Below are 24,241 nucleotides of genomic sequence, written 5' to 3'. Positions count from 1 at the left end.
TAGAGTTCAAATGAGCCAAGAGTTTATGCGCCGCGCATTGGAAGTGTCCAAAAATGCGCTTCCTGAATGTCAACCCAACCCGCCGGTTGGCTGCGTGTTAGTGAAAGACAATCAAATCGTTTCTGAAGGTCATACTCAAGCGATTGGTGGCAATCACGCGGAAGTGGAAGCGCTGAATGCGTATCAAGGCTCGTTAGAATCGGTGACGGCATACGTTACGCTGGAACCGTGTTCGTTTGTTGGTCGCACGCCAGCTTGCGCGGTGACATTAGTCAAATCCGGCATAAGCAAAGTCGTCGTAGCCATATTGGACCCCGACCCACGCAACAGTGGTCGAGGTATCGAGATTCTAAAACAAGCAGGTATAGAGGTAGAAACTGGTTTATGCGGCGAGGAAGTCAGCGAGTTTCTTACCCCTTACCTAGGCAAAGCCTAAGTCAAGCTTTACGTTGCACTATGGTGCCAGTTTATGTGGTGAATGAAGTGCGTCAAAATTGAGTTAAAACTCATTAAAACAAGCGATACCGCCCATTTATTGCACTTGGCTACGTGAAGGATCATGCTGTTAGATTAAAATAGAGAAAGTGACTTTTGAAAAATTTAATAGCATGAAACCGACCGACCTTAATCTTATTCCCATTTTCACTGCCATCTATGAAGAGCGTAACTTGTCTCGGGCGGCGGCGCGTTTAAACATCACCCAGCCTGCGGTGAGTAAAGCGCTAGCAAGGCTACGTGATATCTACGATGATCCATTGTTTCATCGTTGCGTTAAAGGTGTCGAGCCTACCTCGTTTGCGATGGATATTTATCCTGCTCTTCTAGCTTCAGTACAAAATTTCACTTCGACATTATCGGCCTCTAGTGAGTTTGACCCTAAAGTGTCGAATAGAGTGTTTTCTATTGCCTGTGTGTCCGTTGCAAGTTTTGAGTTGCTACCTCAAGTCATGAAACAAATCCGTGTGTCGGCGCCAAATGTTGCATTAGAAGTACATCCGCTTTTTACGGAAGATTTTGAAAGTGATCTGCGGTTACAACGATACGATTTGATCATTGATATCACACCAAGAGCAAGAACGGTGCTAAAACTGGAAACTGTACTTACGGAGCGTTTGGTGGTGGTATGTAGCGAAGCGCATCCCCGCCTGAATGACGAGATTACGGCTGAACAATTTTTTGAAGAAGAACACGTAGTAGTTTCGCAGTGGCAGAGTCGTAAGAGCCTGTTAAACGCCGATGACATTGTCGACTTGGATAAGAGAAAGATTAAGTATCGAGCCTCAGGCGTACTAGAAATGCTCCCAATTATTTGTGGTAGTGAATACATTGGTTTAATGCCAGAGTCGATGATCAACTTGTTCAATAACACCTATCATGTTAAATCTTTATCAATGCCATTTGATGAACAAATGTATGAGCTTTGCACAATCTGGCATCCTAGTCGCACAAACGACAGCGCCCATCAGTGGTTGCGTTCACAGATTAAGCAAGCAGGAAAAGTCATCAACCAATAGGAAGTGCAATGAAAAAGACAATACGTGCCATCCTTAACGGAAAAAAAGCTGGGAATCCAGAGTTAAGAGATGCAATCATGAAAATGAGAGACAAAGGCATCGACGTACAGGTGCGTGTGACGTGGGAATCTCAAGACATGCCGCGGCTAGTAAAAGAAGCGGTTGATGAAAGCATTGAACGTATTGTTGTCGCTGGTGGCGATGGGACCGTCAATGAGGCGGCTTCTGCGATTATTCAAATTGACGAAGAAAAACGCCCTGAGTTAGCCATTATTCCCCTTGGTACCGCCAATGACTTTGCTACCGCTATTCAAGTACCTAATTCCATTAAGGCGTCTTTATCTCTTGCTGTTGAGGGGCAGTCCGCTTTGGTCGATTGCGTCAAAGCGAACGATCGCTGCTTTATTAACGTGGCAACAGCAGGGTTTGGCGCAGAAGTTACAGCAGAAACGCCTGTTGAACTCAAAAACTTTCTTGGCGGTGGAGCTTATACGCTAACTGGTGTTGTAAAAGCACTTGGCTTTAAACCATATGACGGAACAATAACGATTGAAGGTGGTGCGTATCAGGGAGAAATGTTGCTCGGTGCGTTTTGTAATGGGCGCCTTGCTGGAGGTGGGCAAGAGTTAGCTCCAAAAGCGATGATTAATGATGGGCTGATGGATCTAACATTGGTGCGCCCATTTTTACCTCATGAGCTGCCTAAAGTAATCGACGAGATCAATAACCCGAGTGAGAAAGGAGAGTTTGTGAAGTACACAAGAGCAAGCTGGTTGGAGATAGACTTCCCGAATCCATTACCTCTTAATTTAGATGGAGAACCCTATCATTCGAGAACCATTAGATTTGATGTTCAGCCTAAGAGTATACGATTAGTCGTACCGCAAGATTGTCCTTGCTTGACTAGCTAAACGAGCGTTCTCCATGATTATTGCTTAACACAGCCACTAAAATGTGGCTGTGTTGCTTGTGTTGAGGTATCGTCAACTTCTTAACGTTTTTGAATGGTCTCAACGTCTATTTGCGTAGTTGTCCAATCTGAATCAACCTCTCCTCGAATCATTACGGTATCTTTTGGTGTCACCTCTTGACCCATCCAATGTTCGTTGTCGATCTCTACTTCGATCTCACCAGTGTTGTCTTTGAACAAGTAAGTCTCGTTACCAAATGATTGAACAATATGCCCGGTTAGCACTACAGCGCTGTCGTCGGTTGCGTTGCGCGCCTCTTTCACCGCATTGATTGCACTGACTTCTGGGCCATTAAACGCGGCGAAAGCCGAGCTTGAAAGTAGGGCAAGCATGGATGTTAACAATACTCTTTTCATTATCCTCTCCTGATATTAGAAGTAATAAGTTGTGCCTACATTAAAGGATGCAGTGTTTGCGTAGCTGTCTAGTTGGTATTTTGCGTTTACACCTATGGTGAGCTGCGGGAAAATTCTGTATTCCGCACCCACTGAGAACATTGCGCCTAGCTCGTTGTTTTTCTCCGCGCTATGGAAAAGCGTGTTGGTCATTTCCACATCGTCGTTCGTGACAAGTTCGTATTCTTGATGTTTAGAAACCTTGGCGTTGTATTCCGTGTACGTTAGACCCGCTTTGAATTTTGTTGTCCATTTATCATTTAATGCATAGTTAAACACAGGAGCCAACGACACTTGCTTGGCTTTGATTGACGCATCCCAATCCATTTCATGATGGTAATCTTTGCCATCGATTGACTTGATACCTAGGTTTTTTGAACGACTATCATCAAGGTCAAACTGGCTGTAACCCAGTTCCAATGCCCAGTTGTCATTAAATGCGTAACCGACAAAGCCTGAGAAAATACCGTCTTCAAGCTCAGGGTTGAGTGTTACGTTGTCAGTTGAAAAGTGAGGTTCCAAATCATGGTCAGTGGTGCCTAGTCCATATTCCAGACCTACATAAGGAGCCGCAGATACCGAAACTGAGCAGGTAACAAGTAACGCAAGAAGTGTTTTGTTCATTTTATTTTGCCTCTTCAAATCAACTTAGTGAGTAGAAGCGCATTTTGTGTGAAGAAGCGTGAAGCGATCGTGAAGAAACGAAAAAATGTTTAGAAAAAAGAGCAAGGGGCGATAACCGAGGGGCGGTTTGAGTGAACAAACACCAAGCTCTTTATATAGAGTAAGTTAAGTTGCTGCGACGTAACACACCGCAAACGGGACATTAAGGCGAGTAAACTCTTTGATCCAACGCCATTGGTTATCCTGGAGTTTATCGCCAGGGCCTTTCACTTCAATCCACTCGAACTCGTTTTCTTTAAAAGCAATGAGATCCGGCATCCCATTACGGTAAAGCTTAAGGTCGCTCAATTGTATTTTGAACAGCGCCATCAGCATATTGGTTGGGATAGTGTTGAGTGCTGTTTCGAGTAGCTCTTTACTTATTAAATTCCAATGTACAAATGGATTACTGATGCCAAACTTCTCATCGTATTTTGTCAATAACATCTGGGTGTTGCCCGCTTCTAGTTCGGCAAAAGCGGTGTCTATCAAAGCTTGGCGCTTGGTAACAAAATCCGAGTGATATAAATCTAAAGGACGGTGTTGATAAGCGTTAATGAATGCCCCTTCAATAGGAGCAAAAATCGCATCCCAAAAAGTGAGACCAAGTAATGCATTAAGCAGTGCATTTTCGGCGTAAAATACAGTCCAGCCTAAGGACTCAAAATACGCTTTGCTGGCGAGTTCGACTCTCTGTTGAGATAAATCCAGTTCAAGGCGGTATTCCGTACAGGTTGGCTTCGTCACTCTTGGCACTTTCTCGCCTTGTTTTCGTTTTAACCGTTGCTCAAGTTTTTGTGCAACTTCGAGCTCAGACACATCGATCGGTGAGTTAAGCATATCTGTGACAATGTCACAAAATAAATCATCATGGTTTAATTTGTCATAGATACGTGCGCGTCGTTCTCGGCTCGGTGTGAGTTGAGTTTGGCCAAATAGAGATAGGGCGGTCTCTAGATCATTAAGCCGTTCGTAATCACGTGCTATGTCATTCAACATGTGCTCGCGTTTACGATCTACGTAACGGTGTTTAACGGGCTGAGGCATTGCCTCAATTAATAAGTCGAGATTGGCTTTGTCTTTTCGGTCAAATTGCCAGTACAGGTTGGCCAACTGGCTCAGTTCAATTAAACGGTCTATTTGCTCACGTGAATCAAAGAAACGGCGCACTTTACTCAATTGATATTGCTCGAACTGATGCAAAACTAAGTCATCAAGCACAAACTGACTTAAGTCTTGATGGGTGTTGGCAAAAAACAGAGTGAGCAACACGTCGATCATATGAGCTGAATTGAGTTTGACGATCGTAAACTCAAGCTTCTCTATACGATCAAATTCCGCATTACTCAAACGTTCGACAAGGGCGTCTTTCTTGAGTGATTTCGGCAGTTCGGGATAAAGCGCAGAGATTTCTGGTTTGGTCAGTAAATTGGCCGCTAACTCTTGATGAGAAAGGGGTGGGGAAAGGGCTACAAACTCATGTTGACTCAATTCCGCCAGCGCTTCATTGATAGAAGGTATTTCTTGATAACTCAGTTTATCACTTCGAAACCAACATCCCTTTCGGCTGTATAAACGTACCAAAAGGCACTGGGCGTGTTTGCTCAAAGAATCAAACGAGCAAAGCCATGCGTGTTCTTCCTTGGTCAGTAAATCGCTGTACCAAGTTACTGCGTGATGAGTCAGCTTAATGAAGTTCTCTAGATAGTAGTCTGGTGCAAGTTCGATAGGGCTTTCCATAAACGACCGATAACAAAAAGGCTTAACCCATAGGTTAAGCCTTTTTGTTATCAAATCAATTCGCAATTATGCGTTTTTTAGCTGTGCTACTTTCGCATCAGACAATGGCTTAGTGATGAACGCAAGTACGATACATACTGCCATCATTGCTGAAGAAATTGTGTAAGCCAAGGTGTAGCCGTCGCCATTTGTCATCGAGAAACCAACAACCGCTGCGCCGATTGCACCACCGATACCCCATGCTGTGTAAAGCACGCCGTAGTTAGTGCCGTAGTTTTTCAGACCGTAGAACTCAGCCGTTAGAGTAGGGAATACCGCTAGAAGTGTGCCGTAACCTACCGCTGCGATTGCTGTACCGATGATCAGTGTAAACTCAGAGTCGAACGTCGCGAACAGCACCATGTTTACGCCTTGTAGAACGAACGCAAGTAGAAGCGTACGAACACCGCCGATTTTATCTGCAAGCATACCCGCGGCAACACGACCGCCAGAGTTAAATACAGCAAGAATAGATGCTAGGTAAACCGCGTTTGGCAAGTTTGCTTGAACGCTTGCGATTGTCGTGATGTTACCAATGATCATTAGACCAACAGAAGCTGCAAACGCGTACATGATCCATAGAGAGTAGAACTGTGGCGTTTTCAACATTGCTTTCCAAGTTAAGTCATCTGACTTTTTCACCGCTTTAGGTGCTTGGCCTTCTTTTACTTTAGGCTCCGCAGGTGTGTAGTCTGCTGGTGGGTTGTTGATGGTTGCTGCAAGAGGAACCGCAATCGCTAGGATACCAAAACCAAGAACCATAAAGCTAGTTTGAATGCCCATGCTGTCTATTAGCGCAGAAGTTACTGGCGCAAGGTAAATAGCCGCTAGACCAAAACCTGCCGCAATAATGCCGTTAACCATACCTTTCTTCGAAGCGTGGAACCACTTCATCGCAGAAGGTGATAGGCATGCGTAACCAAAACCGATACCTGCACCTGTGATCACGCCGAATGTAATGTTCAACATTAGTGGAGAGTTCACAAAGCCAGAAGCGATCATGCCCAGACCTGTAAGAACAGTACCTAGGATAAGGATCATTCGAGGGCCCATGCGGTCTTGAAGAATACCTGCAATAAGAAGACAGATAGAGAAAGTGATGGTTGCAGTTGCGTAAGGTGCAGAAGCTTCTGCAGCACTCCAGCCTGATTCAGTTACCAGTGCCTTGTTGAATACACTCCAAGCATACAGGATGCCAAGACAAAGGTTGATACAGAACCCTGCTAACAGGATGCGCATAGCTTTATCAATCTTGCTCATTTTTATTCTCAGTTTTTCCTCTTATTGGCAATGCCGCAAAGAAGGTTGGTTTAAAGATGTTTTTTCTCAAAATTAGTTTGCGTTTTTCAACGTTTAACGCAATGAGCGCGGATTATAACCAATAAATATGTGATTGGAATCTCTTTTTACGGTTACTGATAAAATAATTTGCAACATTAAAAGTGGATGTGAATTCATGGTTTTGTATGTAGTAAGAACGTTGTAAAAAAGTGACATTTTTTTGTTCACTAATAACGAATGATGAGTCAAGAGAGAGAGGTTTTACGCTGTTGAGTGCACAGTTCACATTTCAAATAAAAAATTTCTAAATGTTTCCATGTTAACCATCTGTAACAAAAATGGCGAATTTATCATCTGACTGTCGTAAGTATCAGATGCAAAGGGTTTCCTAATTTTTAATTGTTAACCTTTTGTAATAATTGAAGCTGATTAGCTTTTATGTACATTAAGTGAGCAAAAAAGTAACTTGTAATTGCTGATTTTAGGCGCAGAATATAGTGAAAAATGAGTTTTCATTTATGAAGGGATGCTTTTTAGATTTGTTGTGAGGTGACTTATGAAACTGTTCCTATTACTCATGGCTTCGGTATCCGCTGGTATCGCATCAGCAGACCACATCCATTCATTTATGTTGGGCTTATCTATTGCTTCTTTAGCGGTAGGTAGCTGTTATTTCTTCGCATTTCGCAGCTCGCGCTTTCCACAGCTTGCTTTATTCCTACTCATTTGCGGTATGCTTTCTAAGTTGACGATAACCGTAGTCGGTGTGATGTGGGGAATGTCCGCGGAATTAATCACGTCTCCAATCGTATTCGCACTTTCATATTTATTCTTTTCGCTTGCCGTTACCTACTTATGGTTTAGCTACAGAGAGAGTATCACTAAGATTCCTGACCGATTTAAGTCAGCGTAAATCAACACATTAGAATAAAAAAAACGCCAGCACATTTGCTGGCGTTTTTAATTAAACGTAATTTTGTTCGGATATTGCTTTTAGTTTGATCGTGGCAATACCGTTAGGCACTCATTGGAACAAGCACCATAGTACCAATAATCACCGTGATAAGGCCTGCTAGAACTGGAACGGATGTGCGTTTTACAACCTCAAACGGGCTGATGTTTGCCATACCTGATGTCGCAACGATTACGCCAGATACTGGTGAGATAGTACGGCCTAGGTTTGATGCTTGAAGCATCGGGATAATTAGGAAAGCAGGGTTTAATCCCATTTTCGCAGCCAAAGATGGTGCTAACTCCACGAACGCATAGAAAGGCGCGTTGCCCGAACCCGTTGCAATTGCTGCTGCAACTGTCAATGCAGTTAGAATAAGCATTAAAGCAACGCCGCCTGCACCAGCATTATCTGCTAGATGAAGTAGGTTATCGATAGCTCCGATAGACATCAGACCTTGTGCAAAAACCCCTGCGGCAACCAAAAGCATCACAACGCCTTTGAACGCGTCAGCCATGCCTGCGTAACAAGAATCTAAATCTTCTAGTGATTTCTTACCATCGAACTTATTTACAACATAATGGATCAGAGCTCCAAGGAAAATCGAACCAACCACAATAGTGTAGATGTCTAGACTAAGTCCTGGAATGGTACGACCGTTGAATAGGAAAACGCCGATGATAGGTAGAAAAGGAAGAGCTGCATAAAACGCTGGTGCGTCAGCTTTGATCTCTGATACATCAATTTTTTCCATTGGTGTATTTTCTTTCTTATCTAAGTATTTGTTCCAGAAGAACGCTGCCGCTGCCATGACGATGATTGCGCAAATAGAAACAGGCAACACAGTTTGTACCGCAAACACATCAAGCTCTAAACCAGACTTTTCTGCTGCGATAACAACATCACCAGAAGTAGGAGAAAGGATGATTGCCGCTGGAGAGGCACACACTGCAACGGCTGCTGGACGAGAAATGCCCATCGCGACCATCATTGGGAATAATGTCGCCATTAATAGTACGCCAAGGCCTGTTGCAGAACTTACCGCAAGAGACATTAAACACGCCACAATGTAAGCCGCTACCAAAAGGACGTAAGGAGACTTGATGACAGAAAGCGGTTTAGAGAACTGTTTCACTACCACGTTGTTCGCGCCGATATGAGTCATGTATGACGCAAAACCACAAAGCAGCATGATTTGCATACCAAGACCGCCACCGCGGTATTGAAGCATGTATTTCACGTATTCAAGCGCATCTGTCACCATGTTACCAGTTGAGGTGATTTTTGACGGCAGCACGTCGTGCCCCAAAACGCCAGTCATAAGAAGTAAAGCAATACCAGCGGTCAGTAACACGCCCGCAGCTTTATAGCCTTTGACAATAAAGTAACCCACCGCAATGGTAACCACTAAGCCAATTAAGAGCTCTAACATAGGGATCTCCGAATGTTATGTAAAAAAGAAAGAAACTGTTTCAGTTTATGACAAGGAATTTACAGAATTCTTAGCTGTGGCACGAGACAAATATGGGGCTTGCATGATCTGAGACAAATAATAATTTAATAAATAATTTCGTTAGATTGTATTGTTGGAATTTGGTTTTCTAAGTGTTATGTGCTGGTTTGAAGCTATTTATAGGAAGGAAAATATGACTAGGAAAGTGAATGAATAAAGAGTGAATTGATTCACAATAGGAAAAAGACTTTACTCAGTAAGCAATTATTGGAAAACACTCTTCACAACAAAAAAGCTTCGCCGAAGCGAAGCTAAGTAATCGTAAGAATGAGGATAAACTATGCGTATCGACGAACCATAAGGTTCCAACTACGCTGCTGCCGTTCGAACTCTGCTTTAATTTGCTGGTACTTCATTTTCGTTACAGAACATTCGTATTTTTTTACCACACTGGCAGTTTTGGCACCGAGTACTTCTTTGCGCATCTCGTAGTATTCCTGCATGTGATGAACTAAAGTATCAAACTCGTGCTGTAGCTGATCGAGGATTGTTTGCGTGTTCGGTTTCGATTCTAGCTTTTCTCTTGCTTTCTTCAAAAGTTGACTCGCACGGGCTTTTTCAATTCTAAATGTAGGCGTTGTGCGCAACTTAGATGTGAGTCCTAGCCAAGAACATGACTTTATCAACCACTTCGTTGGGTCGTAATGCCACCAATACACGCCATTGCGATAGTCATTCTCGAAAATATGATGGAAATTATGGTAACCCTCTCCAAATGTGAAAAAGGCGAGTACACCATTATCGCGAGCAGTGTTTTTGTCTGTGAAAGTTTGCTTACCCCAAATATGTGCGAGGGAGTTAATGAAAAAAGTTGTATGGTGACTCATAAAGAGTCGAGCTGCACCAACGACCAATAACATCCCCCAGATATCACCGTAGATCAGTCCTAGTATGACTGGGAAACCAATATTAGTCAGTAGGGCAAGTGGAACATAATACTTATGCTGCCACATGACGATTTTGTCGCGCTTTAGGTCACGGCAGTTTGTATATTCGTTTTCCTTTGATTTATTGTAATCACGTAACATCCACCCAATGTGAGAATACCAAAAACCCCGCTTGGCTGAGTACGGATCTTTATCGTTATTGTCGACATGTTTGTGATGCACACGATGATCAGAAGACCAATGTAATGCACTATTTTGCAAAGAAAATGCTCCTCCAATCGCAAAAATGGCGCGCAAAATAGGATGAGCTTCGTATGTTTTGTGGCTCCAGAGACGATGATAGCCTGCTGTAATAGAAAGGTTAGTAAAACTAAATGCAATCACTCCCCAAATTAGATGTTCCCAACCCAGTCCAAAATGATATGCATACCAAGGCATTACAATAAAAGTCAGAACAAAACTGGCAGAAAATATTAATGTATTCAACCAGATAACAGGTGGTTTGTTTTGAGTCACAGGTGTATCCCTAACTTTGAGCTAACAACTGTTCGCCAGAATATCAGCGTACACATGTAAGTCAAATTAAAGTTAGACAAATGTGACTATTCCTTTGGGTGTAGATTAAGGAACTTGATGGGATATTTTGCTTTTAATTGAATAATGAGTAGTATTAAAAAATGAGCTCTGGCTTAAGGTGTATAAAATCTGCCAAGAAACAAGTGTTATAAAGGTGGAATATACCGAGACTCTATAAAGAAGCAAAAATGTAAGAAAATAGGAATACGTAATGGATTTACGATTAGCGGAATATAAGGACTACGAGCGCATTGCACATCTTCATGCGGATAGCTGGAAGCGTCATTACCGTGGCATTCTTAGTGATAACTATCTTGAGAAAGAAGCGATTGACGACAAACTACTGATTTGGCAAACCCGTTTGACCAACCCACCATTCAATCAGCACATTGTCTTGGCGGAGGAGGGAGGTTTGCTACTTGGCTTTGTTTGTGTGTTCGGCAACCATGATTTCGAGCGTGGAACCTTTATTGACGCATTGCATGTTGATGACAGTTACCGTGGTCGTGGGATTGGTAAGCAGCTATTACTTGCTGTCGCAGAATGGCAACAGCAGTACTTTAAAGACACAGGTCTTTATTTAGAAGTTGTGTCGCAAAACATTTCTGCGATTGAATTCTATCGCCACATTGGTGGACAAGAGGATCAAGAGCGAACTTGGCGCGCACCTGATGGCAAAGAGGTGTTAGAAAAAGTATTCCGTTGGAAGAACGCCCAGTCATTAGTTAGTGGGATTGAGGAAAACGTGATTTACTCCTAACCTAGCGTTCTAAAACATTAGATAAGAGCAGTCTCAACACTGCTCTTTTTTGTTTATGCACCCTAACGTTATGTTTTATTAAAAGCTTTCTAGAAGTTAACCCCCATGGCTTTTAGTTCGAGCTCACATTGCTGAGCATTTTCAAACTGAATAGCAGCCATGCCAACTGCTCGGGCACCTTCAACATTGTAAGGCATGTCATCAATAAATACTGTCTCTTCGGGGTTAAGCTGATAATTTGAAAGTAGAGTTTGGTAGATCTCCGCTTGTGGTTTTAGTAATTGAACTTCAGAAGAGATGATTGCTCCATCAAACAGTGGCCAAAACTCATAGGTAGTACGAAGATGTTCCACAATTTCGTTGATGTTGTCTGTGAGCGCATATACGCCATATCTGGCACTTTTTACTCGTTTTAACAGCTCTATACTGCCGTAAAGTAGTATTTGAGTGTGTTTTACATAATAAAAGAAGCGGTCCATTTCTTCCGTCGTTACTTGGTGTTCACGTTGATAACGCTGTTTTGCTTCCCTTTCGGAGATCGTCCCTTTATTTAAATCTTTCCAGATTTGTGATGAAAATAGCATCTGAGCCATTTTCTCTGATTCTACGGAACCACCAAATGTTAAGCGAACGATTTCTACTGGAGACCAGCGTACCAACACATTACCTACATCAAAAATGACATTTTTTATCTGGACAGAATTCATAACACACCCCAAGCCAATTGTTCTTCACCACGCTATATGCGGTGAGTGCTGTTTTTGAATCGTTGGAAAGTCGTGCCAAAGGCGCGACTTAAGTTTCTTACACAAAATGAGATTAACATCCAATTGGATACAGAGCGATTATCGCAAAATTGCACTAAACTATATGCAACTTTGTTTATTTGGTTGTAAATCAAGTGTAGCTGTCTTAAAAGATTGAAACTAAAGATAAGTATTGCGAGCTGTTTACGTCATTTCGCGCTGCTTATAAATGATGATTAATATATAATTAGTTAATAATAAAACGATAAAAGTGAATCAAAATCACACTATTGTGCGTCAGGCGGAGTAAGCAAAACAGATTATATGGACTCGATACGTAAGGTTTATCAATATGCAGAACCAAACCTAACTCTCGTTGGCTGGATGGGGTTTCTTGGCTTTCCGCTGTACTACTTTGTCTGGGAGTTTGCCTTTCCACAGGCTTATGAAAATTTATCTCTTAGATTGTTTTGCTCGTTATTGTTTTTCGGCATCATTTTTAGAAACCGCTTATCATCGACTTGGAGAGATTATGTTCCTATTTACTACCAAGTGACGATAACGCTGTGCTTACCGTTTTTCTTTTTTTATATGTTACTGATGAATGACTGGTCCAATGTATGGGTTATGTCGTTTATGTCTGCAATTTTCTTACACATTTTACTGGTTCATGTTACTAGGGTCATGTTTGCTCAAACCTTTGCTGGGATAGGTTTAGCAACATTCTTCGCTTGGGTTGCAAAAGGGTTCCATCTTGACTTGACCATGGATTGGACTCATGTGCCAATCTTTCTGTTTATTTATGTCTTCGGTAATTTGTTCTATTTTCGTAACCAAGTTGAACATGAAGCGAAAGTCTCGCTGGCAAAATCATTCGGGGCAGGGATCGCACATGAAATGCGTAACCCGTTGAGTGGGCTTTGCACTTCAATAGATGTTATCCAGTCGATCTTGCCCAACATGAAAGAGGCAGGAAAAGAGCAGTACGTCATGAGTGTAGAGGATGTCACCTTATTACGTGAAGTGAGTCAGGATGCAATGAACATTATCCAATCGGGTAATGAAACCATCGATTTATTGCTAACTTCGATTGATGAAAATCGAGTTTCTCGTTCTAGCTTCAAAAAATATTCAGTTCACTCGGTCGTTGAACAGGCAATTGAAAGCTTCAGTTATAAACGTGCCACTGATCGGTTTGCCATATCGCTGGATGCGAGAAGTGAGTTTGAGTTTCTAGGTAGTGATACATTACTTAAATACGTTATGTATAACCTCTTCAAGAATGCCTTCCATCACCGTAAATCTGAAGATTTTCACATACATGTATCCATGATAAGTTCAGAACGCTTTAATCAAATTGTTGTAACCGATAATGGTGCTGGCATTGCTCCTGATGTTCTACGCAATATCTTTCAAGACTTTTACACCACTGGCAAATCAGGAAGTTATGGTTTGGGTCTACCGTTTTGTAAAAAAGTCATGCGTTCATTTGGGGGGAACATTGAGTGTCAATCTCAGTTAGGGGAGTGGTCTCAATTTACGTTAACTTTCCCACTAACGACATCTGATACCGTTACTGAAATCAAAAACGATCTGACTAAACTCAAAACCATTCTAACGGTGACTAGCCAAGATATCTTGGTGTCTAAAGTAACAGATATTAGCCGTTTTATGGGCTTTGACTCGACGATTTTAGATGCCAACCAAGTACTCAAAAAGAAAGAGTACGAGTTCGAATTCGATCTGATTTTTATCGATCTTGAGAGCTTAGATCCAAGAGCAAACCAATTGGATAGATTAGAATCTCTCTTGTCTTTCACTGAAGCACGCATAGTTTATCTTTTTGAGCATCATCCGACTCAGAGAGCACGTAAGGCTGCATATGAACCTATTTGGATCGAAACGCAAGCCTGGTTATTGAATACTAAACCAACTATTGAGCGTCTCTTATATGATTCAAGCTATGTACCGACACCAACGGCCTCGGTGACGTTAGATAATTCAAATAAGCGCACAATTATGGTCGTGGATGATAATGAATCTTTGCGTAAATTCACGGCAATGTTACTTGAAAAGCAAGGCTTTGAAGTGATTCAGAAAGAAGACGGGCAGCAGGCTCTGGATACACTAGAGCAAGAAGATGTTGATCTCATTCTGATGGATATCGAAATGCCAATTATGGATGGTGTAGAAGCGTCTAGGCGAATTCGAAGCTCGGATAAAAACTATGCGTCGGTACCTATTATTGCACATACAGGGGATAGTTCACCTGTCACGTTGGACAAAATTGGGTCTTCGGGTATGTCTGACTTCATCGTAAAACCGGCGGATAAAAATCGTTTGTTCGATAAAATCGCAAACTGGATCTAATCATTCGCGACTTGTTTTCTTGAGGCGAGTTGCTCACAACGAATAACACGAATAAAGAGCTCAGCAAAACTGTTGAGCTCTTTAGTTTTATCTACACACTAACTTACACAAACTCTAAGTCAGGGTGTGCAAATGCTTGTTGGCAGACAGTGAGTACATGATCAACTTCAGCAGCTGTCATGTCTGCATTGACTGAAAAACGGATGATGTTTTTGTTCCTTCCAGTTGCAGGGCGGCAAAACACTGCGCCGTAAACATTTCGCTCTTCGAGAAAGTCGCGGACTCGCTCAGTGTTTCTCTCGTTACCACATTCTAATGCGATAATTTGTGATTCACTGCGAATAGTAAATCCAATGCGTTTTAAACCAACGGCTAAAGACTTGGCTCTTTCAAACAGAATATCTCGCTTATCATCTGATTTTCTTATGACGTCCAGTGTTTTCTCTAGCCGAATGATCTCTTGCGGTAATACGGTAGAACTAAATATTGCAGGGTACGCCACAAATGGAAGCGTCTTCGCCAGTTTTTCTGGGCCTAAAATCGCGCCAGCACGATAAGCAAATGTCTTGGCAAGACTAACGGTAATAAAATCTACCTTATGAGTTAAGCCAAGACCCTGCAGTATCCCCGCACCTTGTGGACCGTGTGTACCTAAAGAGTGTGATTCATCTACAACCAGGCCGCAGTCAAACTCCTGTGCTATTTCGTAGATATCACGTAGAGGAGCGATGGTCCCGATAGTGCTGTAAACCGAATCCACAACAATGATCCCTGAACCGTGACGTGAAATCTGTTTTCTTAGGTGACTGGTGTTGTTATGCATGAACGGATGAATTTGTGCTCCGGCAATACGTGCGCCTTCCCACAAAGACATATGTGCAAAGAAATCAATGTACACAGGTATGTTCGGTGCACAAATAGTCTGCAATAAACCGACATTCGCAGCCCAACCAGATTGAGAAAGTAGACAACTAGGCATACCAACGAAACTGGCTAGTTGCGTTTCAAATACAGGTTTCGATTCATCGTCTTGTAAGAAAATCGCGGACATCACGACGTTGTCATCGTGCTGGGAAATCGCATCACGATGCGCGTTTTGAATCTCCTTATTATGAGACAGTGCAAGGTAATCATTGCTTTGCAGGACAACGGCATTACACGGTGGGCGTTTACCAAGAACAAGGTGTTTTTTGTTCTCATTCGGTTCGATTAGATCTTGAATATAAAAATCTAGGCGTTCCTCGATAAAGGAGGGAAGTGGTTTGCTTTGTATAGTTTCACTCATAATAAATCTCTTCTTCATATGGAAAAACGCCAGCGCTGACACTTATTCATATTGCGGATTTTGGGGAGAGTGTCACTAACCAGGTTGCATAAGTTTGCAGACCCTTGCAAACTCGACATTTGAGGGTTGGATGGTGGCTGTAACTCTATAGGGGCCCGGGGTCTAAACTAGTTTGTGCTTAAAGTTTATACGGCGATTTTTCGGTGTTTTTTCGTGCTTCATATCTGGGATTTTGGATGAGGAATATAAAGTTTGAAAAGTGAAAAAAATGGGCGCATTAGATAACAAAAAAGGCGCGAAAATCGCGCCTTGAAACATGAGTAGATAAGAGACAAGCTTATCGCTTATTACGTAAATAGCGCTTACGACGCTCTTCTTTACGCTTCGCTTTCTCTTCTTCTTTACGGGCGGTTTCAATCTCGACTTCAATCAGTTCTTGAGTGATCATTTCTGGGCGTTCTAATGTAATTTGGCCCAAAGTGCCTTGACGAAGTTCGTGCAATAAGATCTCTGATACTTTGTGCAAGTCAACACGTCCACCTGCACGTAGTGCACCGCGGCGACGACCAATTTCTTCCATGATCTCGATATCTGATTCTGGAAGCTCTTCAATTTGATAACGCTCTTTAAGCTTGTCTGCATAATGAGCTGCTAGGTATTCAATGGTATAGAATGCGACTTCGTCATATTCCATCGCTGTATCTTTTACCGCGCCGGTAGCCGCAAGGCGGAAGCCACTGTGTGGATTTTCCACTTTTGGCCATAAAATTCCTGGAGTATCAGATAATACGATGCCATTTTGCAGGTTGATACGTTGTTGACGACGTGTAACCGCGGGTTGGTTACCTGTTACAGCGATTGTTCGACCTGCGAGGGCGTTAATGATCGTCGACTTTCCAACGTTTGGGATGCCCATGATCATGGTGCGAATGTTTTTACCAATTTCTTCTCGGTGTGGGGCAAGTTTGCGGCAAAGCTCCATGATTCGATGCACTTCTTGTGGTTCAGAAGTCGTGATCGCCATTGCTTTTACATGTTGCTCTTGCTCCAAGTGCTCAATCCACAGTTGAGTTAATTCTGGATCGGCCAAATCACGTTTGTTCAAAACTTTAACGACAGGTTTGTCACCACGGATTTGAGAAATCAAAGGGTTTTCACTACTGAAAGGAATACGAGCATCCAGTACTTCGATGATCACATCCACTTGAGGGATTGCTTCTTCGATCTCTTTACGTGCTTTGTGCATGTGGCCAGGAAACCACTGGATTGAGTTATTAACCATTTGAATTTAATACCTTAATTTTTCTAATGCTCCAGCGGTTGTAAAAGTAGCAATGTGAATCTTGAGTGACACAATACTAGAACGCATTTTCTAAAACTGTGTTTACTTCAAGCTGCTCGAAACCGCGGAGTTGAGCTTTCTTTCATGTTAATACGCCAGTTTATCATGGAATGATGATGAATCATTCAAGATGAAAGTAAAAAGCTATGGCGTGCAAACCTAAAAGCACACATCCCTTATGTATACCGACTCGCAGTGAATATCCGTCTGGGTGAGAGACCGAACGCAAACACTGTGTAGTCAAAGGTGGATTGTGTTGTCAGATTGTTCTGACGAATTTTGGTTTTTTGGTTTTATATCAAAGCTTTATTTTTATTTCGCTATTGAGCGAAGTTTGACTTTTATCTGACAAAAACTAGTCTGAGCTTCCATTCAGAGGAAGCAGTCATGCTCAGTATTCTTAGAAGTATTACGGTATCGTCCGTCGCCTTAATTTTTTTAGCGAGTTCTTTTTGCTCAACTGCCAAACAGAGTCCTAAACCGAAGGTCATCGTTGGTGTTATTGCGCAAGACGAAGCTAAAGACTCGTTTGACGGTAGCGTTGGTCCTTCGTACGGAATTAGTCTTGAGTATTTGTCTAACATTACTAAAGCTTTGGATTATGAGTTAGAACTTCGGACTTACAAGCATATTCCGTCTTTACTTGCGGATGTCGAAAGCAAGAGGATTGATGGTGCGGTTGGATTTAGTAAAACAGCAGCAAGAGAAAAGCGTTTCTTGTTTTCGATGCCTTTTTTTTCGAGCACTATCGCTGTTTGGTATCGGAATGCCACTTACCGAGATAGTGATGCGCGTGATCTTAAATGGGTGTGTGTTGAGGGCAGTGTATATTGTGACAACCTCACTGAACGCGGTATCGATAAGATACATTACGTTAAAACACGTTTAGAGGCGTTTAATGAAGTTAAGCGAGGTAAAGCGAACGCGCTGATTTACACTTATGTTGGTATTACCCAATATTTGGATTTGAATGACATTGTAAAAGGGGTTGTCGATATTCCCAGTTGGTTGAAAAACGAAGAGGTGAGTTTTATCGCTTCGTTGGACAAACAACGTCTGATCGATGACATCAACAAAATCCTTCAGTGGGAGCAAAATGGAAAAAACATTCGCTCCGTCGCCTCGAAAAATCCTTACCATATCAGTGATAAGTTATTGGTAGATTACCGACGTAATCATCAAAACAAACTAGTGATAACTTACAGCAGCAGTGACGAAGCTTATCCGTTTCTCTACCGAGATTCGCAAACGGGTGAGTTAGACGGTTTCTTTCCAGACTTCATCGACTTATTGCAGTCTCGTACTGGCTTGAGCTTTAAGTATGTGAAACCGACGTCGAGCCTTTCCAATGGATTAACGGCATTTGATGCCGATATAGTCCCCATCTCTTATGTGGGTGATCTACCTAAGTCAGACTGGTTGTTCACTAAACCATTCATGCACAGTAATTACGTGGCTATCCAAGCGGAGCAGAGCAAGCGCGATAAATCTGCACTGAAAGAAGCGGGTATTCTGCTCACTTTGAAAAAGCAAGGGTTAGTTCATTTGGGCACTTGGCAGCAAGGCCAAGTTGATCATTATGATGATTTGAAAAAGCTGCTTACCGATTTGAAATCGGGCGTTTTGGATGTGGCTTACATTCCTGACGACATCGTTCACAACATGATTGCACAAGATCAAGTCGATGGCTTGGTGATCAATGCGGAGGACGTTTTGACGTTCTCTAATGCATTTGCGGTTGCAAACCACAATACACAACTTCAACACATGTTGAACAGCATCATCGAAACCATTGATTCTAACGAGATCGAAAAACTGCTGCGTTCTCACCGAAGCTTCAAACTGACTTATGGCTATGACGCGGAGCAGATCGCTACATTTGTTGTTGCTGGTTCATTCATATTCTGTCTCATGTTAATTGCGGCGTATTTCATCTTATCTCACATGCGACTTAAAGTGAGGTTAGCCGAATTTAATGCTGACAATGAGGAAGCGGAAAAGCAATGGCTGATGGACATAATCAAAGAGATCAATAGCTTGGTTTTTATCCATAGTGAAAATAACCATATGGAGATGAGTAATTGTGCCAACTACAACAGTAAACAGTGCCAACAATGTAAGTTGAAAAGTGATTCTACGCACGCTCCTCTGGTGAATAATTTTGATGAACTGACCACTGTTATTGCTGGAAAGCGTGTTTCAGAAGAGGTTGCCTCATCGGGCTGTGAACTTGATATTAAACATGTATATCGAGAACGCAAAGTCATCGCTTCTCCTAGCGGTAAGAACAAGTTTGTACTGACTGTTATTCAAGATATTACCCAGCAAAAAGAACGTGAGCAGGCGTTAATCGATGCGCAAAAAGAAGCGCAAACCGCGGTACGTGCGCGCGAAAACTTTTTGGCAACCATGAGTCACGAATTAAGAACGCCATTGTCGGCAGCGCACGGCATCCTCGATCTTCTAAATCACCAAGTGACGGCAGATTCAAATCGCGAGTTAATTGCCCAAGCCATACGCTCGCTCAATCATTTGAATACGCTAGTAGACGAAGTACTGGATTATTCAAAGTTAGAAGCAGGGCACTTAACCGTCGCCCCAGTTAAGACTGACTTGCTTAAAACCTTGTGCGATGTGTTTCGAAGCTTTGAACCACGAGCGCTCGCGAAAGGTTTGGATTACAAAGTGACAATCAAACCATTTTCGAATGCTTTCATTGAAATCGACGCGCTGCGATTGGTGCAAATTACCACCAATCTACTCTCCAATGCGGTGAAATTCACTGCGGAAGGCGAGGTTGGAATCAGTGTCATTCTTCATGAAAAGCAGCTTATCTTGAAAGTGGCAGATTCAGGTATCGGCATGACGGATGACCAACTCGAAGGCATTCTCAATCCTTTTGTTCAAGCGGATGACACTATTACGCGTAAATATGGCGGTACTGGATTGGGGCTAAGCATTGTTGACCGATTGATCGACTGCATGGGCGGCGTGCTCTGCATCGATTCACAATTTGGCTTGGGCACGACGATTACCGTCAGACTGCCAATTGAGCATTGCGACTCTGAGCCAGACGTTTGTTTGAACTGGACGTATAGCGAGAGCTTACCACTTAATGTTCGCCAGTGGTGTGACGCGTGGAAAATGCGTCCAGCGACGTTAAAAACAATGGTGGCGAACCTTCACCCTATACACGACAGCGATGCCAGTTTTAATGGCCTAATGCTGCGTGACGAACAAAGGGTACTTGGCAGTCTTACGCTAAGAGAGATTCAATATCCAGATACATTGTTCAATTTGCTCAGCCAAACGCAGCAAGAAACCAAGCTTAGTGACGTAAATCAAGAAGTGGTTTCTTGGGTTCTCGGCACGGTACTGGTCGCAGAAGATAATCCCATTAACCAAAGTGTGATAGCAATGCAGCTTCATGAACTTGGAATCGAACCTGTCATTGTGAATAACGGCCGCGAAGCATGGGAATACATCAACCAAGATGAAAACGTTGTGTTGCTGCTGACCGATTTTCATATGCCAGAAATGGATGGCTATGAGCTTGTTAGGCACGTGAAAAACTCCGAATTTAAAGCAATTCCAATCATCGGTGTGACAGCAGAAGATGCTCGTCTTGCCATTGAACGTACACAGGATATCGGCATTGATGATGTGCTCTACAAGCCCTATGACCTTAATCAATTAAAAACCGTTTTGATTCCATTTATTGGCGAAAAAGAGAGGGGTAGGCTGCCCGGCTGGATTAAACGGTTCAAAGCACAGGACGCAAAAGAGATTGCGCGCGTGTTTAGTCAATCAATGTCTACAGATATAAAAAACTTAAACGCCGCATCGACTGAGCGAGACAAAAAACGGGTCATTCATGGCATCAAAGGAGCGGTTGGGGCGATAGGGGTAAGCATGCTGGCTGAGCTTTGTATTGAGGCAGAACGAGTTACTGCTGCGGAGTTTGACAGGCGAACAGCGGAGCTAATTTTACGAATCGAGCAGGAGATCGAAAACATAAACTATTGGGTAGAGACAAATGAATACACAATTTAATGTGATGGTGATTGATGACCATCCGCTACAAACCACAATACTCACGCAAATATTGGATCGCTATTGCGCGCAAGCCATCCCCTTTAACTGTGTGGATGCTGCTATTCAGAGTGTGCAGGAACAACATTTTGACGTAATTTTTTGTGATATCCAAATGCCCGGAAAAGACGGCATCGATATGATGGAAATGCTCGATGAAGTCCAGTACCAGGGGCAAGTTGTACTGGTCAGTGCCATGGAATTGACCATTATTTCTGCGGTAAGAGCCATGTGCGAGGGATTTAGCTTTGAAGTATTAGGGAAGCTACCCAAGCCATACGATGAAAATGAAGTCGTTGATTTGTTACGTAAAATAAAAGATGAAAAAGCGAAACAAGTCAGCTTTGCGCAACCTATTGAAGTGGAAGATCAAGAATTCCTGTTTGCTCTGGCTGAAGGGCGCGTGAAAAATTATTACCAGCCTTTAGTCGATGTGCAAAGTGGGGAAGTGCTTGGGTATGAAGCGCTCGCGCGTTGGAATCATCCTATTTATGGTGTGTTACCCCCTCATTATTTTTTGCCAATTGTAGAGCGTTGCCGCCTTTCAGGAGAGTTGTTTCAAGCTGTATTGAGTAATGTTATCTATGACATGAAACACCGAGGATTGACGCAAAACGTATCCATCAATGTAGACCATGAAAATTTAGAAGATACGGCGTTCTCTCATTACTTTTTACAGCAATGTTTAGAGAGCGAGATTGACCCATCACAAATCACCATTGAAATTACAGAGCGAGATACATTTCAGACTAGCGCGTCCCTGTACAAGAATTTACTCAAGTTGAGGATGAACGGTGTCACTGTCTCAATAGATGATTTTGGCACGGGGTCATCGACGTTTGAAAAACTGGCTCAACTGCCATTCAACGAGTTAAAAATCGATCGTTCGTTTGTACAAGGTGTCGAATGCGACATCAAAAAACGCAACATCGTTGTTGCTATTTGCGCGTTAGCGAAAAGTTTGAATATACGACTGGTCGCGGAAGGTATTGAAGACGAAGTCACATTGCAAGCGATACGTGAGTATGGCATTGATCTTTGCCAAGGCTTTTACATTGATAAACCCATGCCACTAGAAGCCATAACCATACTAAATGAAAGATATGAATAAATTGAATTACTTGATCTTTGACGATCATCCTCTCGTTTGTGTTGCGATCAAGTCGTTGTTGGAAGAGTTAGGGAAAACAAATGGGGTATTTACTGCAACATCAGCGAAGATGGCATTACAAATATTGAAAAAGGAAGAAATTCAACTGTTGATCTTAGATGTGAACTTGGCAGATTGCGATGGGTTTGATTTCTACAAACGTATCAAATCCCATGGTTATGAAGGCAAAGTCATTTTCTTCTCCGCTGAAACTAGCCAAATGTACAGCCAAATGGCTTTTCGTTCTGGCGCTGATGGCTATGTGTGTAAATCGGAAAATCACGACATTCTTAAAGACGCGATAGAAGCGGTAGAGAAGGGGTATACCTTCTTCAAATTTAAGCAAGTTGTTAACAGCGTTCGAGAAATGCCACAACTTTCAAGCAGAGAAAGTGCAGTAATGAAGTATTTACTACAAGGAAAGTCCAATAGAGAAATCGCTTCAGTGCTATCAATAAGTGATAAAACAGTCAGCACATACAAACGCCGTCTATTGGATAAATTTAACGTAAAGAACATTGTTGAGCTAACAAGAGTGGCGGGGGCGTAAGACCGCATCATGACACTTAAAAGTATCGCGTTGTCTCTTTTCATCGCAACATTACTATTCGTCACTTCTGTCACAATGATTGGTGCGGTGTTAATTTCTTATGAAGTAAAGCAGTTCAACACTTACGCGAATAATTTAGCCAAAATAAAACAAAAAGTGATTCTCATGGGGTTATTGACGGAAGCGCAGCTCGAGCAATACAAAGGCATGAGCGTGAGTGAAGTAGAAGCGCAAACAGAGCTGAGCTTTCAAGATGCGATTTACTCCCTGTCACCTTATGAAAAACTCAATTACGTTGAAGCTGTTGCACGGAAATCGCTTCATCAGGCTGAAGCGTATTTATCAAATGCGTTCAATCGACAAAATGCCGTTATGTATTTTCGTTCTTATACTGGAAACAAACTCATCTTAGAGAGACCGATTGAAGCGCTAGAGGGAGTGAAAGCCACATTTGATGTTGATTGGTGTAAAAGTAATTATTCTTGTGTGTTAGCTGCGTGGAAAGAGCAACTGACGGACCGGGTATTGTTTTCCCTACCATTTAAAACGACATACTCCGACGACATGGCGATAAGCATCATGAGTCCGGTTTACTTTCAAGGTGAGTTAGTGGGGGAGTTCTCGGAACAATTGTACCTCTCGCCGCTTTACAATGATGGGAAAGCGGTAGATGTTCAAATAGCGAATGGGAACAAGCAAATGGTGATTTATTTCGCTGGCTACCCCTTTCCATCATTCGCGTACACCCAATCATATGTCGCAGACAACAACAATCTTATCGTTTACATGTACCCATTCAGTAAAATTGTATTGGATTACGTGTTCTTGTTTATCATCTTCTTTTTCGTAACCTTAGCGTATTACAACAAAGCTTATGAATCTAAAGAGAGCAAACTTCGCCTCGCGAAAGCACTGACGAACGTGACGAAAGATGATTTAACGGGATTGTTTAACCGCAGAGTTTTTCAAGATAGCGAATTCAAACGTCGTTTGGAAACCGCGCCATATTCCGTCATTGCAATAGATGGCGATAGGATCAAGCGAATCAATGACCATTACGGTCATCATGTAGGGGACGAAGTTATTGGGATTATTGCTGATGCTATGTCTAAAGTGTTTCGAAATAGTGATTATCTAGTTCGAACTGGTGGTGATGAGTTTGTTGCGATTCTGCCGGGTTGCAGTATCAGTCAATCTTCAATATTGGCGAAGAAGCTTCGTAGTGTCGTTAAAGATAACCGACTAAAGACCTTGGATATCGAAGTTAGTGTGAGTACTGGTATCGCAGCGAATGAATTACACGAAACGCTTCAGGACGTTATTGTACGTGCAGATGAAGATCTCTATGAGATGAAAAAACACAGACAAAAGTCCCATTAAGCAGCGCTAGTATTGACTCAATGTTAAGTTACGGA

At 42.4% G+C, this 24,241-nt stretch carries 19 protein-coding genes; 10 read left to right on the top strand and 9 right to left on the bottom strand.

What is annotated here, in order from left to right:
• Positions 1–10 precede the first annotated feature (10 nt).
• From R7H07_RS01285 to yegS, 3 genes are all read left to right on the top strand, one after another.
• On the top strand, positions 11–436 hold the full coding sequence (locus R7H07_RS01285) for a bifunctional diaminohydroxyphosphoribosylaminopyrimidine deaminase/5-amino-6-(5-phosphoribosylamino)uracil reductase RibD (RefSeq protein WP_005376542.1): 426 nt from the start codon (positions 11–13) through the stop codon (positions 434–436).
• A 172-nt stretch (positions 437–608) separates the two neighbouring features.
• The gene (locus R7H07_RS01280) at positions 609–1,514 is read left to right on the top strand and encodes a LysR family transcriptional regulator (RefSeq protein ID WP_005376541.1); all 906 of its coding nucleotides are present in this window, start codon (positions 609–611) and stop codon (positions 1,512–1,514) included.
• Between the two features lie 8 nt (positions 1,515–1,522).
• Entirely contained in the window at positions 1,523–2,425 is a 903-nt protein-coding gene (gene yegS, locus R7H07_RS01275; RefSeq protein WP_065275244.1) for a lipid kinase YegS, read from the top strand.
• Between the two features lie 80 nt (positions 2,426–2,505).
• Here yegS and R7H07_RS01270 read toward each other — a convergent pair whose 3' ends face one another.
• From R7H07_RS01270 to R7H07_RS01255, 4 genes are all read right to left on the bottom strand, one after another.
• A complete protein-coding gene (locus R7H07_RS01270) occupies positions 2,506–2,841 on the bottom strand; it encodes a YgiW/YdeI family stress tolerance OB fold protein (protein ID WP_065275245.1) in 336 nt (111 codons plus the stop codon).
• 15 nt (positions 2,842–2,856) lie between these two features.
• Positions 2,857–3,504, bottom strand: coding sequence for an AcfA family outer membrane beta-barrel protein (locus tag R7H07_RS01265; protein ID WP_054574626.1), 648 nt, complete (start codon positions 3,502–3,504; stop codon positions 2,857–2,859).
• A gap of 165 nt (positions 3,505–3,669) precedes the next feature.
• Positions 3,670–5,283 carry a VRR-NUC domain-containing protein gene (locus R7H07_RS01260; protein ID WP_065275246.1) on the bottom strand — a complete coding sequence of 538 codons (1,614 nt, stop codon included), beginning with the start codon at positions 5,281–5,283 and terminating at the stop codon, positions 3,670–3,672.
• Between the two features lie 66 nt (positions 5,284–5,349).
• Positions 5,350–6,582, bottom strand: a complete 1,233-nt coding sequence (locus tag R7H07_RS01255) for an OFA family MFS transporter (protein ID WP_065275247.1) — start codon at positions 6,580–6,582, stop codon at positions 5,350–5,352.
• 577 nt (positions 6,583–7,159) lie between these two features.
• Here R7H07_RS01255 and R7H07_RS01250 point away from each other — a divergent pair.
• Positions 7,160–7,516 (top strand): hypothetical protein, encoded by a 357-nt coding sequence (locus R7H07_RS01250; RefSeq protein WP_005376535.1) that lies wholly within the window; start codon positions 7,160–7,162, stop codon positions 7,514–7,516.
• 103 nt (positions 7,517–7,619) lie between these two features.
• Here R7H07_RS01250 and dcuC read toward each other — a convergent pair whose 3' ends face one another.
• Positions 7,620–8,987, bottom strand: coding sequence for an anaerobic C4-dicarboxylate transporter DcuC (dcuC, locus tag R7H07_RS01245; RefSeq protein WP_005376528.1), 1,368 nt, complete (start codon positions 8,985–8,987; stop codon positions 7,620–7,622).
• Between the two features lie 359 nt (positions 8,988–9,346).
• Complete coding sequence (locus tag R7H07_RS01240; protein WP_005376527.1) at positions 9,347–10,471, bottom strand: acyl-CoA desaturase; 1,125 nt, start codon at positions 10,469–10,471, stop codon at positions 9,347–9,349.
• Between the two features lie 271 nt (positions 10,472–10,742).
• Between R7H07_RS01240 and R7H07_RS01235 the strand changes: the two genes are divergently transcribed.
• Positions 10,743–11,291, top strand: a complete 549-nt coding sequence (locus R7H07_RS01235; protein WP_005376525.1) for a GNAT family N-acetyltransferase — start codon at positions 10,743–10,745, stop codon at positions 11,289–11,291.
• Positions 11,292–11,380: 89 nt separating this feature from the next.
• On the opposite strand, the gene R7H07_RS01230 is transcribed toward R7H07_RS01235, so the two are convergent.
• Positions 11,381–11,998 (bottom strand): HAD family hydrolase, encoded by a 618-nt coding sequence (locus R7H07_RS01230; protein ID WP_054577832.1) that lies wholly within the window; start codon positions 11,996–11,998, stop codon positions 11,381–11,383.
• Positions 11,999–12,361: 363 nt separating this feature from the next.
• Here R7H07_RS01230 and R7H07_RS01225 point away from each other — a divergent pair, with 363 nt between their 5' ends.
• Complete coding sequence (locus tag R7H07_RS01225; protein WP_065275248.1) at positions 12,362–14,407, top strand: response regulator; 2,046 nt, start codon at positions 12,362–12,364, stop codon at positions 14,405–14,407.
• Positions 14,408–14,510: 103 nt separating this feature from the next.
• On the opposite strand, the gene cqsA is transcribed toward R7H07_RS01225, so the two are convergent.
• Both cqsA and ylqF read right to left on the bottom strand, forming a co-directional pair.
• Entirely contained in the window at positions 14,511–15,692 is a 1,182-nt protein-coding gene (gene cqsA / locus R7H07_RS01220; protein ID WP_017635350.1) for an alpha-hydroxyketone-type quorum-sensing autoinducer synthase, read from the bottom strand.
• Positions 15,693–16,029: 337 nt separating this feature from the next.
• On the bottom strand, positions 16,030–16,974 hold the full coding sequence (gene ylqF, locus R7H07_RS01215; RefSeq protein ID WP_065275249.1) for a ribosome biogenesis GTPase YlqF: 945 nt from the start codon (positions 16,972–16,974) through the stop codon (positions 16,030–16,032).
• Between the two features lie 447 nt (positions 16,975–17,421).
• Here ylqF and R7H07_RS01210 point away from each other — a divergent pair, with 447 nt between their 5' ends.
• From R7H07_RS01210 to R7H07_RS01195, 4 genes are read left to right on the top strand one after another with little or no spacing between them, the layout of a single operon-like run.
• Complete coding sequence (locus R7H07_RS01210; protein WP_206958804.1) at positions 17,422–21,087, top strand: ATP-binding protein; 3,666 nt, start codon at positions 17,422–17,424, stop codon at positions 21,085–21,087.
• Positions 21,071–22,237 (top strand): EAL domain-containing protein, encoded by a 1,167-nt coding sequence (locus R7H07_RS01205; RefSeq protein ID WP_065275251.1) that lies wholly within the window; start codon positions 21,071–21,073, stop codon positions 22,235–22,237. The genes R7H07_RS01210 and R7H07_RS01205 overlap by 17 nt, the downstream gene beginning before the upstream one ends.
• Positions 22,230–22,826 carry a response regulator transcription factor gene (locus R7H07_RS01200; protein ID WP_017635347.1) on the top strand — a complete coding sequence of 199 codons (597 nt, stop codon included), beginning with the start codon at positions 22,230–22,232 and terminating at the stop codon, positions 22,824–22,826. Before R7H07_RS01205 ends, R7H07_RS01200 begins: the two co-directional genes overlap by 8 nt.
• A gap of 9 nt (positions 22,827–22,835) precedes the next feature.
• Entirely contained in the window at positions 22,836–24,206 is a 1,371-nt protein-coding gene (locus tag R7H07_RS01195) for a GGDEF domain-containing protein (RefSeq protein WP_005376517.1), read from the top strand.
• Positions 24,207–24,241 lie beyond the last annotated feature (35 nt).

The organism is Vibrio sp. Vb1127 (genome assembly GCF_033338735.1).
In the GTDB taxonomy this organism is placed as follows: Bacteria; Pseudomonadota; Gammaproteobacteria; order Enterobacterales; family Vibrionaceae; genus Vibrio; species Vibrio alginolyticus.
The sequence above is the reverse complement of the archived record's forward strand: the minus strand, read 5'-3'. Positions and strand labels throughout refer to the sequence as shown.

Coding starts and splice junctions, on each gene's coding strand:
- ylqF (WP_065275249.1), bottom strand. CDS start 16,974: ATGGTTAATAACTCAATCCAGTGGTTTCCTGGCCACATGCACAAAGCA.
- R7H07_RS01195 (WP_005376517.1), top strand. CDS start 22,836: ATGACACTTAAAAGTATCGCGTTGTCTCTTTTCATCGCAACATTACTA.
- R7H07_RS01235 (WP_005376525.1), top strand. CDS start 10,743: ATGGATTTACGATTAGCGGAATATAAGGACTACGAGCGCATTGCACAT.
- R7H07_RS01205 (WP_065275251.1), top strand. CDS start 21,071: ATGAATACACAATTTAATGTGATGGTGATTGATGACCATCCGCTACAA.
- yegS (WP_065275244.1), top strand. CDS start 1,523: ATGAAAAAGACAATACGTGCCATCCTTAACGGAAAAAAAGCTGGGAAT.
- R7H07_RS01230 (WP_054577832.1), bottom strand. CDS start 11,998: ATGAATTCTGTCCAGATAAAAAATGTCATTTTTGATGTAGGTAATGTG.
- R7H07_RS01285 (WP_005376542.1), top strand. CDS start 11: ATGAGCCAAGAGTTTATGCGCCGCGCATTGGAAGTGTCCAAAAATGCG.
- dcuC (WP_005376528.1), bottom strand. CDS start 8,987: ATGTTAGAGCTCTTAATTGGCTTAGTGGTTACCATTGCGGTGGGTTAC.
- R7H07_RS01280 (WP_005376541.1), top strand. CDS start 609: ATGAAACCGACCGACCTTAATCTTATTCCCATTTTCACTGCCATCTAT.
- R7H07_RS01265 (WP_054574626.1), bottom strand. CDS start 3,504: ATGAACAAAACACTTCTTGCGTTACTTGTTACCTGCTCAGTTTCGGTA.
- R7H07_RS01210 (WP_206958804.1), top strand. CDS start 17,422: ATGCTCAGTATTCTTAGAAGTATTACGGTATCGTCCGTCGCCTTAATT.
- R7H07_RS01255 (WP_065275247.1), bottom strand. CDS start 6,582: ATGAGCAAGATTGATAAAGCTATGCGCATCCTGTTAGCAGGGTTCTGT.
- R7H07_RS01260 (WP_065275246.1), bottom strand. CDS start 5,283: ATGGAAAGCCCTATCGAACTTGCACCAGACTACTATCTAGAGAACTTC.
- R7H07_RS01225 (WP_065275248.1), top strand. CDS start 12,362: ATGGACTCGATACGTAAGGTTTATCAATATGCAGAACCAAACCTAACT.
- R7H07_RS01250 (WP_005376535.1), top strand. CDS start 7,160: ATGAAACTGTTCCTATTACTCATGGCTTCGGTATCCGCTGGTATCGCA.
- cqsA (WP_017635350.1), bottom strand. CDS start 15,692: ATGAGTGAAACTATACAAAGCAAACCACTTCCCTCCTTTATCGAGGAA.
- R7H07_RS01270 (WP_065275245.1), bottom strand. CDS start 2,841: ATGAAAAGAGTATTGTTAACATCCATGCTTGCCCTACTTTCAAGCTCG.
- R7H07_RS01200 (WP_017635347.1), top strand. CDS start 22,230: ATGAATAAATTGAATTACTTGATCTTTGACGATCATCCTCTCGTTTGT.